The organism is Corynebacterium sp. KPL3927 (assembly GCF_040225835.1).
Taxonomy (GTDB): domain Bacteria; phylum Actinomycetota; class Actinomycetes; order Mycobacteriales; family Mycobacteriaceae; genus Corynebacterium.
Genome location: NZ_JBEHGD010000011.1, coordinates 1 through 16715, shown reverse-complemented (window position 1 = coordinate 16715; position 16715 = coordinate 1). Strand labels below are relative to the sequence as shown.

General features: G+C 58.8%; 17 protein-coding genes. 12 read left to right on the top strand and 5 right to left on the bottom strand.

Annotated elements, in window-relative coordinates:
* The first annotated feature begins 11 nt into the window (after positions 1-11).
* The 7 genes from ABRP86_RS06870 to dnaB all read left to right on the top strand — a co-directional run bounded on the left by ABRP86_RS06870 (position 12) and on the right by dnaB (position 7271).
* Positions 12-2270: a transglycosylase domain-containing protein gene (locus tag ABRP86_RS06870; protein WP_349863295.1), complete on the top strand. Its 2259-nt coding sequence runs from the start codon at positions 12-14 to the stop codon at positions 2268-2270.
* A 16-nt stretch (positions 2271-2286) separates the two neighbouring features.
* Positions 2287-3678, top strand: coding sequence for a glycosyltransferase family 87 protein (locus ABRP86_RS06865; RefSeq protein WP_349863293.1), 1392 nt, complete (start codon positions 2287-2289; stop codon positions 3676-3678).
* On the top strand, positions 3675-3860 hold the full coding sequence (locus tag ABRP86_RS06860) for a hypothetical protein (RefSeq protein ID WP_349863290.1): 186 nt from the start codon (positions 3675-3677) through the stop codon (positions 3858-3860). Before ABRP86_RS06865 ends, ABRP86_RS06860 begins: the two co-directional genes overlap by 4 nt.
* A 122-nt stretch (positions 3861-3982) precedes the next feature.
* Positions 3983-4273 (top strand): 30S ribosomal protein S6, encoded by a 291-nt coding sequence (gene rpsF / locus ABRP86_RS06855; protein WP_023016353.1) that lies wholly within the window; start codon positions 3983-3985, stop codon positions 4271-4273.
* A gap of 49 nt (positions 4274-4322) precedes the next feature.
* Positions 4323-4874 carry a single-stranded DNA-binding protein gene (locus tag ABRP86_RS06850; protein ID WP_349863287.1) on the top strand — a complete coding sequence of 184 codons (552 nt, stop codon included), beginning with the start codon at positions 4323-4325 and terminating at the stop codon, positions 4872-4874.
* A gap of 48 nt (positions 4875-4922) precedes the next feature.
* Complete coding sequence (gene rplI, locus ABRP86_RS06845) at positions 4923-5375, top strand: 50S ribosomal protein L9 (protein WP_023024485.1); 453 nt, start codon at positions 4923-4925, stop codon at positions 5373-5375.
* A 462-nt stretch (positions 5376-5837) separates the two neighbouring features.
* A complete protein-coding gene (dnaB, locus tag ABRP86_RS06840) occupies positions 5838-7271 on the top strand; it encodes a replicative DNA helicase (protein ID WP_349863285.1) in 1434 nt (477 codons plus the stop codon).
* 5 nt (positions 7272-7276) lie between these two features.
* Here the strand turns inward: dnaB and ABRP86_RS06835 are convergent, their stop codons facing one another.
* Genes ABRP86_RS06835 through ABRP86_RS06820 form a run of 4 tightly spaced genes read right to left on the bottom strand, consistent with a single transcriptional unit; the run spans position 7277 to position 11480 of the window.
* Positions 7277-7741, bottom strand: coding sequence for a VanZ family protein (locus tag ABRP86_RS06835; protein ID WP_284630582.1), 465 nt, complete (start codon positions 7739-7741; stop codon positions 7277-7279).
* 28 nt (positions 7742-7769) lie between these two features.
* Positions 7770-9071 (bottom strand): MFS transporter, encoded by a 1302-nt coding sequence (locus ABRP86_RS06830; RefSeq protein ID WP_349863282.1) that lies wholly within the window; start codon positions 9069-9071, stop codon positions 7770-7772.
* A gap of 3 nt (positions 9072-9074) precedes the next feature.
* Positions 9075-11270: a heavy metal translocating P-type ATPase gene (locus tag ABRP86_RS06825; RefSeq protein WP_349863280.1), complete on the bottom strand. Its 2196-nt coding sequence runs from the start codon at positions 11268-11270 to the stop codon at positions 9075-9077.
* A 9-nt stretch (positions 11271-11279) separates the two neighbouring features.
* Complete coding sequence (locus ABRP86_RS06820; RefSeq protein ID WP_349863278.1) at positions 11280-11480, bottom strand: heavy-metal-associated domain-containing protein; 201 nt, start codon at positions 11478-11480, stop codon at positions 11280-11282.
* Between the two features lie 119 nt (positions 11481-11599).
* On the opposite strand from ABRP86_RS06820, the gene trxA reads away from it, so the two are divergent.
* Both trxA and ABRP86_RS06810 read left to right on the top strand, forming a co-directional pair.
* A complete protein-coding gene (gene trxA / locus ABRP86_RS06815) occupies positions 11600-11971 on the top strand; it encodes a thioredoxin (RefSeq protein WP_023024472.1) in 372 nt (123 codons plus the stop codon).
* A gap of 91 nt (positions 11972-12062) precedes the next feature.
* Positions 12063-12800, top strand: a complete 738-nt coding sequence (locus ABRP86_RS06810; RefSeq protein WP_349863275.1) for a PspA/IM30 family protein — start codon at positions 12063-12065, stop codon at positions 12798-12800.
* Here ABRP86_RS06810 and ABRP86_RS06805 read toward each other — a convergent pair.
* Positions 12797-13972 (bottom strand): NYN domain-containing protein, encoded by a 1176-nt coding sequence (locus ABRP86_RS06805; RefSeq protein WP_239269620.1) that lies wholly within the window; start codon positions 13970-13972, stop codon positions 12797-12799. The genes ABRP86_RS06810 and ABRP86_RS06805 overlap by 4 nt on opposite strands.
* A 208-nt stretch (positions 13973-14180) precedes the next feature.
* Here ABRP86_RS06805 and ABRP86_RS06800 point away from each other — a divergent pair, with 208 nt between their 5' ends.
* From ABRP86_RS06800 to ABRP86_RS06790, 3 genes are read left to right on the top strand one after another with little or no spacing between them, the layout of a single operon-like run.
* Complete coding sequence (locus tag ABRP86_RS06800) at positions 14181-14555, top strand: GntR family transcriptional regulator (RefSeq protein ID WP_035108334.1); 375 nt, start codon at positions 14181-14183, stop codon at positions 14553-14555.
* The gene (locus ABRP86_RS06795; protein WP_239269622.1) at positions 14552-15355 is read left to right on the top strand and encodes an ATP-binding cassette domain-containing protein; all 804 of its coding nucleotides are present in this window, start codon (positions 14552-14554) and stop codon (positions 15353-15355) included. The genes ABRP86_RS06800 and ABRP86_RS06795 overlap by 4 nt, the downstream gene beginning before the upstream one ends.
* The gene (locus tag ABRP86_RS06790; RefSeq protein WP_239269623.1) at positions 15352-16332 is read left to right on the top strand and encodes a hypothetical protein; all 981 of its coding nucleotides are present in this window, start codon (positions 15352-15354) and stop codon (positions 16330-16332) included. The genes ABRP86_RS06795 and ABRP86_RS06790 overlap by 4 nt, the downstream gene beginning before the upstream one ends.
* Positions 16333-16715 lie beyond the last annotated feature (383 nt).

Below are 16715 nucleotides of genomic sequence, written 5' to 3'. Positions count from 1 at the left end.
GACACGAATCAGTGACCGAGAAGGAATCTACTGGCGAGTCCACTAAGGTGGACCGCCGTAAAGAAGGCGAAGAACCCAAAAAGCGCCGCATCTGGCCGTGGGTCGTTGTGGCTCTCCTAGTGGTTTTTGTGGCACTGCCTGCAGGCCTTTTTGCGTATGCCTATTCGCAATACACCGTTCCGGAGCCCAAAGAGCTGGCCAATAACCAGGTCTCTACCATCTATGCCTCCGATAACGACACCCAGTTGGCGCGTTTGGTTCCGCCGGAAGGCAACCGCACGCACGTGACCTTGGATGAGGTCCCCGTCTTTGTGCAGGACTCCGTGCTCGCCGCAGAGGACCGCGACTTCTGGGATAACTCCGGCTTTTCCTTCACCGGTTTGGGCCGCGCGGTGCTGGGTAAGGTCACCGGCAATGACACCGCCGGTGGTGGTTCCACGATTACCCAGCAGTACGTGAAAAACACCCTGGTGGGCAACGAATACTCCTACGTGCGCAAGGCGCGCGAGCTCATCTACTCCATCAAGATGACCAACGAGTGGGAAAAAGAGGACATCCTCAACGCCTACCTGAATACGGTCTACTTCGGCCGCAATGCCTACGGCATCCAGGCTGCATCCAACGCCTACTTTGATAAGGACGCCAAGGACCTCACCCCTGAGGAAGGCGCCATGCTCGCCGGTCTTATCCAGTCGCCTTCTGGCCTGGACCCGCGCGTGAACCAGGAAGGTTCCGAAAACCGGTGGAACTACGTTCTTGACGGCCTCGTGGACATGGGCGATCTCAGCAAGGAAGAGCGCGATGGAATGGTCTTCCCGGAGACCCGCGACCCCTCTGAGTATTCGGCATATACGGAAGCCCCGGGTGCTAATGGCCACATTAAGGACCAGGTCATCCGCGAGCTTGAAGAGGTAGGAATTACGGAAAATCAGGTCTCTACCGGCGGCCTGCGCATTACCACCACCATTGATATGAACGTGCAAAACAATACGGTGCAGGCAGTCGATGACCAGCTGGCGCCGCTGCAAGAAGACGCCCGCGCAGCTTCCGTGACCATCGACCCGAAGACGGGTGCGGTGCGCGGTTACTTTGGCGGGCATGATTCCAACGGTTGGGACTACGCCAATTCGCCGCTACAGACCGGCTCGACCTTCAAGATTATGGCGCTTGCCGCTGCACTGCAGCAGGGCATTAGCTTGGATACCAACTACTCCTCGGCGCCGTACCAGCTGCCGGGCTCCGATCTGGTCACCAACGTGGGCGGCGGCTGTGGCGTATGCGACCTGCGCGAGGCCACCAAGCAGTCCCTGAACACGTCTTACTTGCGCCTGCAGAGCGATCTGAAGAACGGTACCCAGGACACCGCGGATATGGCCCACGCCTTGGGCGTTGCTCGCTCGCTGCCGGGTATCGAAGAGACGCTGACCGAAAACGGCAAGCAGCCTTTCGAAGGCGTGGTCTTGGGCCAGTACCAGTCCCGTCCGCTGGACATGGCAACCGCGATGTCTACCCTTGCGAACCAGGGCGTCTGGCACAACCCGCACTTTGTGCAGCGCGTAGAAAATGCCGCCGGTGAAGTTCTGTATGAACACCCAGACGATGAGGGCGAGCGCCGCGTTTCTGCCAATGTGGCCAATAACGTCCTTGAGGCCATGGGGCCGGTGGCGGCATGGTCCAACGGCTCGCTGGCGGGCGGACGTGCTTCGGCATCCAAGACCGGTACGACCCAGCTGGGTGATTCGGGAACTAATAAGGATGCGTGGATGGTCGGCGCCACCCCGCAGCTTGCCTCCGCCGTGTGGGTCGGTACGGCCGATAACACCTCTGCCATTTTCGATCAGTATGGCGGCATCATGTACGGTGCGGGCGCACCGACGAAGATCTGGAAGTCCGTGTTGGATAACTCCTTGGCGGACCAGGAATTCCAGCAATTCCCCTCTGCTTACCCCGTACGCTTCGGCACGGTTTCTGCCGGCGGTGGCGCTCCGGCCTACAACCCAGGTGGTAGCGCCGGCGGGCAAAGTACCCAGAACTACACTGGTCCAGCGCAAAATGGCGCTCCTGAAGAAGAGACCAGCCCAGCACCTGCGGAAAGCCCGGAAGCGGGTCGCGATGCCCCATCGCAGCAGCCGGAGACCCAGGGAGGCAATAATGGTAACGGTGGCAACCGGGGCAACGGCGGCGGCAATAATGAGCCGGCCCCACCCGAAGCTCCGTCTTTAGATGACATCCTTGACCGCGAAGGCGGCCTGGCTGACCTCTTAGGCTAAGCAAGGAGCGGTACGCGTGAGCCAAGATCAGCGCTTGTCCGCAGCAGACGAACCGATGGCGCGGGGCGTCATCGAGTTCCTGGGCGGGCCGAGGGGACGCTTTGCCCGGGGTAGCCGCGCGCAGTGGTGGACCCCGTTGCGCGCGTTGATCGCGGTAGCCTGGGTTTTCTTAGCCGGCGGGTTCTTAACCAAGGCAAATTGCGCTGCTGGTACTCGCGGCGAAGACGGCACCATCAACCTGGATTGGTCCGCCAACCGCCAGTACACCTCTTTTTGCTATAACGACATCGTCCCGCTGTATGAAGGCCGCGGTTTAGATCAACCGGGCTTTCCCTACGCCTTTTCCTGGCAGGAAGATGGCCTGACCCGCTACATGGAATACCCGGTATTGGCGGGCATGTTCCAGGGCCTGATGGGCTGGATTGCGCGCCATACCTATGGGCTCGTGGAGTGGGCCGGGGTGCCCGCCGCTGGTTGGTACTTTGGGCTAACCGCCATGGTCATGGCCTGCATCTGGGTCGGCGTCATCTACATGGTCTACCTTTTGGTGGGAAATCGCACGTGGGACACCATCCTGGTGGCCGCCAGCCCGTTGATTATCATCCATGCCTTTAGCAATTGGGATATACCTGCCATCGCCTTTGCCGTCGGCGCGCTGCTGGCCATTAGCCGCCACCGCCCCTGGCTCGCCGGCATCCTCATCGGCCTTGGAACCGCATTCAAATTATGGCCGGTATTCCTGCTTGGTGCGTTTTTCGTCCTTGCCTGGCGCAATCGCCGCTGGGACGCTTTTGCCAAGGTCGCCGTCGCTACGGCCGCCGCGTGGCTCGTGGTCAACCTTCCCGTCGCCTTGAAATACCCGGCGGCTTGGGCGGAATTTTTCCGCTTGAACCAGGAGCGCGGCGCGGAATGGACCACCCTGTATGCACTGATTAGCCGGAATTCGGGCATTTCTTTCAGCCAGGACTTTTTGAATACCTTCTCCCTCGTGGCATTCATCTTCTTGTGCGTCTGTATTGCCTTGGCCGGCTGGCGCAGCCCGCTTACCCCGCGGGTGGCGGAGTTGGTATTCCTCATCGTTGCGGCTTTCCTGCTGTTCAATAAGGTATGGTCCCCGCAGTATTCGCTCTGGCTGCTGGTCCCAGCGGCCTTGGCCGTGCCGCGTTGGCGGTTGGTTTTGGGCTGGGCGCTTGCCGATGCCCTCGTATGGCCCCTACTTATGTGGCACATGCTCGGCATTGATAATAAGGGCATTCCCCACGAGCTTTTGGACATGGCGATCCTCGTGCGCGATGGATTCATTATCGCCATGGCGGTGATTGTTCTGCGGCAAATGTGGAATAACACGGAAGATAAAGTGCGTGCTGCGCATACGGGCCGCGACCCATTGGCGGGAGTATTTCAATGATTGTGACCTTAATCGGCATGGTGTCGATCTTGTTGGGCTTTATCTGCGTCATGGCTGCCTTTTGGCTGTTTCATAACCGGGAAGATAGGCGCGGGCCCATCTTGGGCGTCCTCGCCATTGTTTTTCTCACCATCATCCCTGCGACGTGTGCTATCTTTTTTGCCGCCACCACGACGGGATAGATTTCTTTTCGCCGGTCATATGCGGTACTGTGGTGGGGTTGCTTGACGCAACGTACCCTCCTGCTGCATCCGCAAAGGTGATGCAGCCGAAAACGACTAGACCATAGGAGGTGATGAGGTCCGTGCGTCACTACGAAGTCATGATCATTCTGGATCCTAATCAGGATGAGCGCACCGTAACCCCGTCCCTAGATAAGTACCTCGACATCGTCCGCAAGGACGGCGGCAAGGTTGAGAACCTCGATGTATGGGGCAAGCGTCGCCTTGCATACCCCATCGAGAAGAAGGAAGAGGGCATTTACGCCGTCGTTAACCTGGAGTGCGAGCACCCTTCGGTTTCCGAGCTCGACCGCCGCCTGAACCTGAACGACACCATCCTGCGTACCAAGGTTCTGCGCACCGACAGCAAATAGCGGATACTGGGATCAGGCACAATCCACGTAACCGATAAGGAGTAAAGACATGGCACAGGGAGATACCAATATTACGGTGGTGGGCAACATGGTTGCTGACCCCGAGCTTCGCTTCACCCCAGCGGGTGCGGCGGTAGCTAACTTCCGCGTCGCCTCCACGCCTCGTCGCTATAATTCGCAGACGAACCAGTGGGAAGACGGCGAAGCTATGTTCCTGACCTGCAACGTATGGCGCCAGGCGGCGGAGAACGTCGCCGAGACCCTGAGCAAGGGCATGCGCATCATCGTTACCGGCCGCTTGAAGCAGCGTTCCTTCCAGACCCGCGAGGGTGAAAACCGCACTGTATTTGAGATCGACGTCGATGAGGTCGGTCCGTCGCTCCGCTACGCCACCGCACAGGTAAACCGCAATCCCCGTGAGGGCGGCGGCAACTATGGCGGCGGCCAGCAGCAGCGCTCGAATAACAATAATCAGGGCGGCTTTGGAGGACAACAACAGCAGCAGTCGCAGCAGCAGAACCAGGCTCCTGCAGAGGATCCGTGGAACTCCGCACCGCCCGCTGGCGGCTTCGGAGGCGCTGATTCTGAACCCCCGTTCTAAGTCTGTCACCCGCAACTATTCAACTAACTCAATTGAAAGGCAGGGATCATGAAGCTGATCCTCACCGCTGCCGTTGAGAACCTCGGCGCCGCTGGCGAAATTGTTGAGGTTAAGGACGGCTACGGACGTAATTACCTGCTTCCCCGCGGCTTGGCTATCGTGGCTTCCCGCGGCGCTGAGAAGCAGATTGAGGGCATCAAGCGCGCCCAGGAAGCTCGCGAAATTCGCGACCTGGACCACGCACGCGAGGTCCGCAACCAGCTTGAGCAGCTGACGAACGTTGAGGTCAAGGTTAAGACCTCCACTTCCGGCAAGCTCTTCGGTTCCGTTACCGCAGAAGACATTGTCAAGGCCGTCTCCAAGGCCGGTGGCCCTAACTTGGATAAGCGTATCGTTGATATGCCCAAGGGCCTGGTCAAGAAGACCGGCAACTACCAGGTCGAGCTGAAGCTGCACGCTGACGTGCTCGGCAAGGTGAACTTCTCGGTCGTCGCTGCCTAAGCAGCGCTCGACGGTCCACAGACCCAAAGACAACAGCACGGCTTAAGGCCCCAAGAATTCTCTATGTGAGGTGGAGAATTCCTGGGGCCTTTTGCCTACCCAACTGGCCTGTGGATAACTGTGAAAATCTGTGGATGAATGTGGAATTCAGGGTTCGGGGACACCACGATTTTGTCACGACTTTACCGCTGGTCACGGCCTATTTTCCGCTACGCTGTGGGAATTTTCACACTAGCAAATAACGGCTCTGACCAGCGGTTATTATCGCTGCAGGTCAGGGCGGTGTTGAGTTATCCACACCCGTGACCTCGGTAAATGAAATGCAAGGATCGGCCTACCAGGTAATTCCACAAGCCCCTGTGGATAACTGTGGAAGTTATGCCCAGGCGGGTAGTGTCCAGGCCCTCGTCTACACTTGGACAACGTTACGCTAGGTCGCTTCACGGACACCAAGGGGAACACATGACCAACGCAAGTTTTGATGATGAACAGCTTCCACCGGAACCACCTGCGCCGGATAACGCCGTAGCGCGCCGGCCGCGGTACCGACAGGATCAACCGCAGCGTTATGAAGAGTATCGCCAGCCGCCATCGGACCGGGAAGCCGAGCAAGGCGTATTGGGTGCAATGCTGCTCAGCCCCAATACGGTCATGGAAGTTATTGAAGAGCTCGAACCCGATGACTTTTATTATCCGGCCCACGCGCTAATTTATGGCGCGATGCTGGACCTTTATGCAGCGGGCCAAGACATTGACCCGCTTATCCTTTCCTCGCGGTTGGATAGGTTCAATAACCTTGAGCGCGTTGGCGGAGCGCCCTACTTGCACACGCTTTTGGCTACGGTTCCCACCGCTGCCAACGCCCGCTATTACGCGGAGATCGTGGCGGAAAAGGCCGTCCTGCGCCGGCTAGTGGATGCCGGTACGCGCGTGGTCCAACTGGGCTTTTCGGGCACGGAGGATGCTGAGATCGAATCGGTGATCGACCGGGCCCAGCAGGAAGTTTTTGCCATCGCCCAGCGCAAAACCGCCGAGGACTACCGCGTGCTGGGGGATCTGATTGACCCGACCATTGATGAGTTGGCGGCGCTGCAGCAGGCTGGCGGCGTTGAATTGGGTGTGCCCACAGGATTTATTGATCTGGATAAGCTCACCAATGGTTTGCACGCAGGCCAGATGATCATCGTGGCGGCGCGACCCGGTGTGGGTAAGTCCACGCTAGCGATGGACTTCATTCGCTCGTGCTCGCTGCAGCATGGCAAGTCCTCGGTCATCTTTTCCCTGGAAATGTCCGCCTCAGAGATCGTGATGCGCCTGCTCTCCGCGGAATCCGAGGTCAAGCTCACCGATATGCGCAGTGGCGGGGTGTCCACGGAAGACTGGGCGAAGATCGATGACACGCTTAACCGCATTCAAGATGCGCCGCTTTTCATCGATGATTCCCCAAACCTGACGATGATGGAGATCCGCTCCAAGGCCCGCAGGCTCAAGCAGCAACATGGCCTCGACCTCATCGTTTTGGACTACCTGCAGCTGATGTCCTCGGGCAAAAAGGTAGAGTCACGTCAGCAAGAGGTGTCGGAATTTTCGCGCCAGCTCAAGCTCTTGGCCAAGGAACTTGAGGTGCCGGTGATTGCCATTTCGCAGCTGAACCGTGGACCTGAAGCCCGAAACGATAAGAAGCCGCAATTGGCTGACCTGCGTGAGTCCGGTTCCTTGGAGCAGGACGCCGATATGGTGATGCTGCTTTACCGCCCAGACTCGCAGGACCGAGATAACGAGCGCGCCGGTGAAGCGGATATTATCTTGGCCAAGCACCGCGGCGGGCCCATTGACACCGTGCAAGTGGCCCACCAGCTGCACTACTCCAAGTTCGTCAACATGGCGCACGGATAAAAGGATTAAAGGTCCACGACGGCGGCGGGGTCTCCTAATCGGGGACCTAGAATCACCAACACGATAAAGACCGCGGCCGCGGCCAGAGAGAGCCACCGCCAAACCGGGAAGAAGCGTTGGCCGCACCAGTAGGCGATCGCTGCACCGATGAGCGCGCCGAGGGTATTAAACAGCAGATCGTCGATATCCGTACGGCCCAGCGCGAAGGCATATTGGGCCGTCTCTAGCGTTAAGCTCAGCGCGAACCCCCAGGCCGTGGATACTTTTACGGAACGGCAAAGGGTAAATACTAGGAGCCCGAAGGGGATGAAGAAGGCGGTATTACCGGCGTATTCAAAAAGCGGGGCGAACCAACTATTACCGGAGAATTCATCGAGGGGAACTAAATGGAGCTCGCGGACGCGTTGATTTTCGGGTTTCCATAGGTAACCGATCTGGAAGAAGGCCTTCAGGGTGGTCAGTGCCACCATGACGCTTATCCAGGCGCTTAGGGCTAATTTATCGAGCAAGGGCCTCACCCTTCAGCTCAGGCAAAGTAAATGCCGCTACGGCGGCGATGGCGAATGCGGCCGCAAATAACACAAAGAGGAATCCAGCACCGGTCGCCGCGATCAATGGCGGCACAATAAGCGGTGCCACGATGGAGGCTATGCGGCCAAAACCCGCCGCGGCGCCCGTACCGCGACCGCGCAGCGCGGTGGGGTAGAGCTCCGGACCAATGGCATACAGGGCACCCCAGGCGCCGAGGTTGAAGAAGGACAACAGGCACCCGGCGATGATGATGAATACCTCGGAGCTTGCGGTTCCATAGAGCCCGGCGGAGACGGCGGAGCCGACCAAGAACACGGCGAGGGTGATTCGCCGGCCCCAGACCTCAATGAGCCAGGCGGCGGTGGCATAGCCCGGCAACTGCGCCAGGGTAATGATGAGGGTGAAGCTGAATGATTTTACGAGCGAGAAACCATCGGCAACCAGCAGGGACGGAATCCAGATGAAGGCGCCGTAATAGGAGAAGTTGACGCAAAACCAAATGGTCCACAGCGCCGCCGTGCGCCGGCGCAGGCCCGGCCCCCAAATGGAGGTCTCGGTGGAGGCGGTGGGTTCCGGGTGGGCATCGTCAAGCGGCTGGCCCGCGGCGGCCTCTTCGAAGGACGCCACAATCTCTTCGGCCTCCTCGTGGCGGCCCTTGGACTCGAGGAAGCGCACCGATTCCGGCAAGCCCAGGCGCACGTAGACCGAATAAGCGGCGGGGATGAGACCCACGGCAAAACCCCAGCGCCAGCCGTTTTCGCCGGCGCCCACGATGAAGGTGCCGATGAGCGCGGCGAGGATCCAGCCGAGCGCCCAGAAGGCCTCGAGGAGGACCACCATGCGCCCGCGGATGCGGCGCGGCGAGAACTCGGAGATGAGCGTGGAGGCGACCGGCAGCTCCGCGCCCAAGCCCAGCCCGACGATGAAGCGGAAGATGATAAGCATGGTCAGCCCACCGGCCAGGGCGGAAGCGCCGGTGGCCAGGCCATAGACCAAGAGGGTGAGGGAGAAGATGTGGCGGCGGCCGTATTTATCCGCAAGGAGCCCGCCGAATGTCGCGCCCAGAGCCATGCCGAGGAAGCCAACAGAGGCGAGCCAGGAGGTTTGGGTGCTGCTCAAATCCCAATGCACGGCCAGGGCGGCCATGATGAAGGAAATGAGCCCGACATCCATAGCATCGAGCGCCCACCCTAGGCCGGAGCCCAAGAGTAGGCGCTTGTGTTTGCTGGTGACCGGAAGCCGGTCTAATCGTTCATTGCGGCTGAGCATGCGCTAATCATAGCGCTGGCTAGAAAATTTCCGGAGACGCAGGGAATTAGAGACGACGAATACGGAACTCAATGCCATGGCAATGCCGGCAAATAGCGGGTTGAGCAGGCCAAAGGCCGCCACGGGGATGAGAATAATATTGTAGGCAAAGGCCCAGAACAGGTTGCCCTTAATGATCTGCAGCGTGCGGCGGGATAGGCGAATGGCATCGGCGGCAGACCGCAGGTCCCCATTCATCAAGGTGATATCGGAGGCCTCGATGGCAACGTCGGTACCGGCGCCCATCGCCAAGCCAAGGTCCGCTTGGGCCAAGGCCGCGGCATCGTTGACGCCGTCACCAACCATCGCCACATTGTGCCCCTCGGACTGCAGCTTCTTGATGACGTCGACCTTTTCCTCCGGAATCACGCCAGCCGTGACCTCGGTGATGCCAACTTCCTCTGCCACGCGCTTGGCCGCGCCCTCATTATCGCCGGTCAGCAGGTGCGGGGTCAGGCCCAGCTTCTTCATCTGCTGGACGGCCTCGGCGGAGGTGGGCTTGACGGTGTCCCGGACCTCAATGAGCCCAGCGAGGTCATCGTCTAGGTACACCGCCACCGGGGTAGCGCCCGCGGTCTCTGCCTCGCGGAAGGCCTCAGCGTATTGGCCTAGGTCTCCACGCGGCTTGCCGACGCCCACGCGCACCCCATCCACCGTTGCTTCCACGCCAGCGGTGCTGGTGGAAAAATCGGTGCCGGGCTCCACGTCGCGCTCACGGGCAATAGCCTGGGCGATGGGGTGCTCGGAGTTCCGTTCGACGGCGGCGGCGTAATCGAGGACATCGCCATGCACGGCCGTAACGGACATTTCCCCGGCGGTCACCGTGCCGGTCTTATCCATCACGATGGTATCGACCTGCTTGGTGGACTCGAGGATCTCCGGGCCCTTAATGAGCAGGCCCAGCTGGGCACCGCGCCCCGTGCCGACCAAGATGGCGGTCGGGGTAGCAAGGCCCAGCGCGCAGGGGCAGGCGATAATCAGCACGGAAACAGCGGCGATAAACGCCGGTGCCACGCCGCCAAAGATGAGGTGCACTAGCAGCGTAAGGACGGAAATGCCGATGACTACCGGTACAAAGACCTGTGCGATGCGGTCCACCAGGCGCTGCACGGGCGCCTTGGATGCCTGTGCGTTGGTGACCAAGGTGGCCATTTGGGACAGCACCGTGTCCTCGCCCACCTGGGTGGCCTTGACTTCCAACTTGCCGGAAGCGTTAATGGTGGCGCCGGTAACGGTATCGCCCACGCCTACTTCTTCCGGGACGGATTCACCGGTGATCATGGAGGCATCCACGGCAGAATTGCCGGAGACGACCTCCCCATCGGTGGCAATCTTTTCGCCTGGCCGCACGACGAAGACATCGCCCACCTGCAATTGAGAGATGGGGATGCGCGATTCCTTGCCATCGCGCAGCACGGAGGCTTCCTTCGCGCCCATGGATAGCAGGGTGCGTAGCGCCTCGGACGATTGTCCCTTGGCCTTGACCTCGAACCAGCGGCCGAGGAGCAGGAAGGTAATGACCATTCCCACGGACTCAAAGTAGATATGGTCCATCTCGGCCGAGCTGGAGGACCACGACATGCTCATGGTCATGCCGGGCTCGCCGGCGTTGCCAAAGAATAGCGCGTACAGGGACCACAGGTATGCGGCCGAAGTGCCCATGGAAATTAAGGTATCCATGGTGAACGAGCCGTGCTTCAGGTTGGTCCACGTAGCGGAGTGGAAGGGGGCGCCACCAAAGATGAAGACGACGGTGGCCAGCATGGCGCAGGCCCACTGCCAGTTCTGGAACTGAAGGGCGGGCACCATGGAGACAGCCATGATGGGGGCGGACAATACCGCGGAGATGATGGTACGCCGCAGCAGGCTCTGTTGTTCGGCAGCGCGGGCATCATCAACCGGCGTGCCCTCTGCGTCTGCGTCCCCGTCTTGGTCGCTGTCATCGCTGCCGGACATATCGAAAGCGCTGTATCCGGCGCCTTCGACGACCTTGATCAGATCCGCGGGCGTAGAAGTCTCCGGATCGAACTCAATAGAGGCGGATTCGGTGGCAAAGTTTACGCTCGCCTCAACGCCGTCTACCTTGTTGAGCTTTCGTTCTACCCGGGAAGAGCAGGACGTGCAGGTCATGCCCGAGACCCCGAGATCAACGTGTGACATAGTATTCGCCTACTTAAGGGTGTATCCGGCTTCGGCTACGGCGGCTGCCACTTGCTCATCGGTGAAATCGCTACCGGAGACAGACACTCCGCCGGTGGTGTGGTCTGCAGAAACTGCCTCAACACCGGCGATTTCGCCTACCTCTTCGCGGATGGACATTTCGCAGTGTCCGCAGCTCATTCCTTCTACGGTGTAGTTCTTCGTTGCCATGACTATCATCCTTTCTCGGTTGCTTATGCTTCCATTCTATACCCCCTAGGGGTATCAGGCAAGGGAGGAATTTAGGTACGGTGGGGAATAAACCACAATGTAAAGGAGTTACAACGAGTATGGCTACTATCGACGTCACTGAAGAGAACTTTGAACAGACCGTAACCGGCGAAGGCATTACGCTTGTCGATGCCTGGGCGGACTGGTGCGGCCCATGTAAGCGCTTTGCCCCTGTCTACGAGAAGGCATCCGAGGAGCACACCGATGCTACCTTTGCCAAGCTGGACACCGAGGCAAACCAGGGCCTTGCTTCCGCGCTGCAGATTCAGTCCATTCCTACCCTGATGATCTTTCGCGATGGCATCCTCGTATTCCGCGAGGCCGGCGCACTGCCGCCCGCAGCGTTGGAGGATCTGCTCAAGCAGGTTAAGGACCTTGATATGGCTGATGTTCGCCGCCAGGTTGAAGAGCAGAACGCACAGCAGGCATAGAATCTGAATTTTCAGAGCTTCCACGGCGCTTTCTGGTGAGTATCGCTAAACTCGCTAGAAAGCGTCTTTTTTATGACCAAAGGAGATAGTGATGGCTAACCCCTTCAGCAAGGGCTGGAAGTACGTGATGAGTTCTCTCGATCAAAAGATTGATGAGAACGCCGATCCAAAGGTCCAAATCCAGCAGGCGGTCAAGGCCGCCAAGGAACAGCACCAGGAAATCTCGGATCATGCGGCAGAGATCATCGGGCACAAGTCTCAGTTGGAAATGCAGATGAACCGCCTGGTGAAGTCCCAGCAGGATTACCAATCTCAGACCGAGCGCGCACTGGAGCTTGCGGATTCCGCCGAGGACCCGCAGAAGGCGAACGAGTACAACCAAGCCGCTGAGGTAGTGGCCTCTCAGCTCGTTGCGGTGGAACAGGAACTGGAAGACGTCAAGCAGCAGTACGCGGCGGCGGAGCAGGCGGCTGAACAGGCCAAGAACCAGCAAAAACAATCCGAGGCTCGCCTGAAGGAGCAGTTGGCCCAGGTGAGCCAGCTAGAAGCGCAGGCGGATCAGGCTGCTATGCAGGAGAAGAACGCGGAAGCGCTCGATTCCATGAACGAGCTCAAGCCCGATGATTCCGTGCCGAGCCTGGATTCCGTCCGCTCCAAGATCGAAAAGCGCTACGCCGATGCCCTTGGTGCACAAGAATTGCAGCAGGCAACCGGCGGCGACCGCATGAGTGAGAATCAAGCGGCCGGCAACGACATGAAGGCCAGCGCGCGGCTGGATGCGCTGCGCGCCGATATGGCCAAGAAGAAGGAAATCGAATCCGGGGATTAATTCTCGCGGCGGATATTAATAAGCACGCCGCGAATCCCTGAGTGGAACCCATCGCGCAAGTTCACGCGCTGGGTTTCCGTCAGCGTGTATTCATGCAGGGTTTCGCAGGCGAACTGTAGCAGCGGGCGGTCGATCTCCGGTGGCAATCCGCCGCCAGACAGTAAGTGGGCTTGGTCGCGCTGCTCTGAGTTGGCGGCATTATCAAACCACCACGATGCGTATTGCTGGCCTACATCGAATGGGGACTGGAACCCAGCAGAGCTCCAGACCTCTTCTGGCAGTGGGACGTACTTCGAGCGCAGCTTGCGCCGCGGTGCCATCATTGACGGTTTCGGCGCAGGCTTTGGTGCTGCTTGATCGGTAGCCTCGGCCTCTTCGGCAGGGCCCTTCTCCGCTTCTGCAGAGGGCTTTTCCTGCTCTTGTGGGGCTGGGGTTGCGGCCTGCTGTGCGCTTTGGGGCGGCGCAGGCTTTGGGGCGGGCGCCGGCGTGGGCTTTTCCGGGGTGCCGAATGCGGTTTCCACCTCGGAGGGCTCCTCGCACTCGTCGCAGTGCTCGGTGCCTGGAAGCTCCTCTTCTGCTCCCTCTGCCTTCTGCGCCGTATCGCGCACCACCGGGGGAAGCGGGCCTTCGAGGACCTGTAGCTCCATGGAATCCGCGAAGTCCTCGCGCGGATCCAAGATGGTGGTGGAATCACACGTATGGCGCAGCGCTGCGGACATGGAATCCCAGCCAAAGCCGTACAGGTGCACGCGGATGCCATTGTCCACGGCGGTCTGCGCGCCGGGGATCATGTCAGCATCGCCGCTGACCAGAACGAAATCGGTGAACTGGTTCTTCATAGCGGCCATGACCATATCGGCCACGAGCCGAGTGTCGACGCCTTTTTGGGTGCGTCGCTCACCCCATTCAATGAGTTGCCCTGTGCGCAATTGCACGCCCTCGCAGGTGCGAAGGGCGCGTTGGTAGCGGTGTGGACCGGTATCCGGGATTCCGTCGTACCAGTATTGGCGCTGAATCGGGTTGCCTAATTGCTCCTCGATCATCCCGCCCATGGTGCTGACCACCTCGGGCAGATCGATTTCTAGCTGCGCGCGAGCCCCCGTTTCCCAGGAGTTATAAAAGCTCGCGAGCAGGTATGAGGTATCGACAAAGACAAGTGTGCGTTCAAGCATGGCTCCTAAGTTCCGTTCTAATTGTTCTAAATAAAATTCTTTGTTACCTCCAGTGTGCCTTATTCACCCCGAAACGTCGATCACAATTCGCTAATTCCCAGCATATTGGCCGCAAATGAAAAGATTTCGGTGACCATTGCGGCGTCGGCAAGCGTGTTATATGGTTAGTTACACAACTAACTAAGTAACTAACGAGCCGAAGGTGATGATGGATAACTCCACGCAGCCGCTCTTTCGGCAGATTGCGTCCTTGGTGGAAGACACCATTGTGGACGGCACTCTGGCGGAGGGCGATAAGGCGCCTTCCACCAATGAGTTGGCGGATTTCCACAACATCAACCCCGCAACCGCGCGAAAGGGGATCACCCTCTTGGTGGACTTAGGGGTGCTGGAAAAGCGGCGGGGCATCGGCATGTTTGTGGCCGAGGGTGCTTCGCGTGCCATCCGCGAGCGCAGGCGAGGCGACTTTGCCGCGGAGTATATGGCCCCGCTTGTCGATGAAGCAGTGCGCCTGGGCTACAACCGCGCCCAGCTCCATGACCTTTTCGATCGGGTTGCAGAAAGCAGAGGAATGTACTCATGATTACTACCCGCGATTTCACCTTTTCCGCAGGCCTTACCCATGGCTTGGTCGGCCGCAACGGAATTGGCAAGACCACCTTATTGCGAAAAATCGCCGGCCAAATTCAATCCGGCCGCATCACGGTCTTTGACCGCCAGCCCTTTGATAACCAATCCGTGCTCAACCGGGTAATCCTCATGGGCATCGACAATCCGCTGCCGGATTCGTGGGGTAGCAAGAAACTCGGTGCCGTCGGCCAGGCCCGATGGCCCAACTGGAATGCGGAGCGATACGACGACCTCATCGCGCGCTTTGACATCCCAAATAAGGCGTATTCCGCGCTCTCCCGCGGGCAGAAATCGGCGTTGGGATTTGTTTTCGCCGTTGCCTCTGGCTGCGAAATAATGCTTTTGGACGAGCCTTATCTGGGCCTCGACCTGCCGCGGCGCGAACTCTTTTACCAGGTCCTCCGGGAAGAACACGGTCGCACCATCGTGGTATCCACCCATCACCTCAACGAGATAGAGGGCTTACTGGACACCATTTCCCTCATGGGGGAGCACCCCATTAGCGGCCCCGTAGACGAATTTGTCGATTCTTTCCTGGAAATCAGCGGGCCCGAAGAAGCGATCTCCGCGGCCATTTCCGCACTGGACCTGCCGGTATTGGAGCGCGCTTCAACCAGCCTGGGAGACCAGGTGCTTGTCGATGCCCGCACTACCTCGCCCGATCCCGTCTTCCGCTATGCCAACGAACATCACCTCCGGGTAACAGAGGTATCACTTGAAAAGGCTGTCCGATCATTGGAGGAGCAGTCATGAAACTTCTATGGCACACAACGGAATGGGTTTGGGTTACAGTCCTATTCTTCATCGCGCTTTACCCCGTACTTTTTGGCGAAAAGTGGGGAACTGTCACCTTGCTCTTGCCCCTTGTGCCCATCCTGACGTATCAACCCAGTTTTGATAAGTACCAAGTACTTGGCTTGAGCTCACAGATATGGAATGAACACCGCCGGATTATCGTCACGGTTTTTGCTGTTGTAGCCATGGCAGGAACGGCTGCACGGCAGGGCTGGTGGGCGTTGGCCGTTTATGCGGCGGCATTGGCATGGGCACTGTGGCGCAAACCAACCCCAACCAGGACGGGGTACTCGACGACCCCTTTGGGAATTGCATCCAAGCTTGGGCGTTTCCCGCCGACGCTCGACGCACAGGCTGTATACCGCCGCCAGGTCCGAATGTGGCTGATGGTCGTCGTATTTTTATCCATCAACGTTGTGCTTTCGCTAATGAGCACGCTGTGGGAACCGATGGAATTCATCGCTTTCATTGCTTGGGTGCTCTTCTCCTTTTTCCTCAGCCAAACCATGGGCATATTGCGGGATACGCTCAGGGACTATGTCACGCTCGGCGGCACGCGCCGCCGCTGGGCGACCATGACTGCAGCGACTGGGCTCATCTTCGTCCTTGGTTGTGCCGCCGTGGGCTTAGCCCTTTCCTTCTGGGGGAACACAATCGAGGTCGCCGCCGGCATCACCGCAATCGCGGCCGTCACCGTACCTGGTCTTACGTACCTCGAGTTCCTAGAGAAGAGGACTCTTGGAGTTTTTGTGGCGTACCTCCTCGGTATCGCACCGCTGGTTTGGCTTTTCGTCCAAGGCTATGTCTCGGCCGCGGTGGGGATGTTTATAAGCCTCGGCATCTACGCCGTATGGGCCGCAACCCTGCCGATATACGCAAGCCGCATAAGCAGCCTGTGGGAGAAAGGCCTTGCGGGCTGGTTTGGCATGAAATAGAAGTGTCTGAAATCCGTGCTGACCAGCAAGTTTGTGAAACTTTAAAGCGGTGTGTAACTTAATACGAGTCAGCGCGACCGACAGCGCCCCACAGAGACAAGACATTGTCTCTGGCTGAAGCGGCGACAGGAAAACAGGCCCTGACAAAAACAATTTTTTACTCGCAACGAGTTCCATGCTTTTGAGTATGTAGCTGTTGTGTGGTGACGATGTCTGAGAACTCAATAGTGTGCCAATGTACTTATTTTTTATTTTTGTGTGCATGGTTGTGTGTTGATTGGTCTGTTGGCCAGCAAGCTTAAAGTAGGTTTGTTGGTTGGTGTGTGCCGGTAAGGTGTTGGAATACGCATCTTTTTGAATACTGTTTAGTGTTTCGGCTGCAT

Coding starts and splice junctions, on each gene's coding strand:
- ABRP86_RS06860 (WP_349863290.1), top strand. CDS start 3,675: ATGATTGTGACCTTAATCGGCATGGTGTCGATCTTGTTGGGCTTTATC.
- ABRP86_RS06850 (WP_349863287.1), top strand. CDS start 4,323: ATGGCACAGGGAGATACCAATATTACGGTGGTGGGCAACATGGTTGCT.
- rplI (WP_023024485.1), top strand. CDS start 4,923: ATGAAGCTGATCCTCACCGCTGCCGTTGAGAACCTCGGCGCCGCTGGC.
- dnaB (WP_349863285.1), top strand. CDS start 5,838: ATGACCAACGCAAGTTTTGATGATGAACAGCTTCCACCGGAACCACCT.
- ABRP86_RS06835 (WP_284630582.1), bottom strand. CDS start 7,741: ATGGTGGCACTGACCACCCTGAAGGCCTTCTTCCAGATCGGTTACCTA.
- ABRP86_RS06830 (WP_349863282.1), bottom strand. CDS start 9,071: ATGCTCAGCCGCAATGAACGATTAGACCGGCTTCCGGTCACCAGCAAA.
- ABRP86_RS06825 (WP_349863280.1), bottom strand. CDS start 11,270: ATGTCACACGTTGATCTCGGGGTCTCGGGCATGACCTGCACGTCCTGC.
- ABRP86_RS06820 (WP_349863278.1), bottom strand. CDS start 11,480: ATGGCAACGAAGAACTACACCGTAGAAGGAATGAGCTGCGGACACTGC.
- trxA (WP_023024472.1), top strand. CDS start 11,600: ATGGCTACTATCGACGTCACTGAAGAGAACTTTGAACAGACCGTAACC.
- ABRP86_RS06810 (WP_349863275.1), top strand. CDS start 12,063: ATGGCTAACCCCTTCAGCAAGGGCTGGAAGTACGTGATGAGTTCTCTC.
- ABRP86_RS06805 (WP_239269620.1), bottom strand. CDS start 13,972: ATGCTTGAACGCACACTTGTCTTTGTCGATACCTCATACCTGCTCGCG.
- ABRP86_RS06800 (WP_035108334.1), top strand. CDS start 14,181: ATGGATAACTCCACGCAGCCGCTCTTTCGGCAGATTGCGTCCTTGGTG.
- ABRP86_RS06795 (WP_239269622.1), top strand. CDS start 14,552: ATGATTACTACCCGCGATTTCACCTTTTCCGCAGGCCTTACCCATGGC.
- ABRP86_RS06790 (WP_239269623.1), top strand. CDS start 15,352: ATGAAACTTCTATGGCACACAACGGAATGGGTTTGGGTTACAGTCCTA.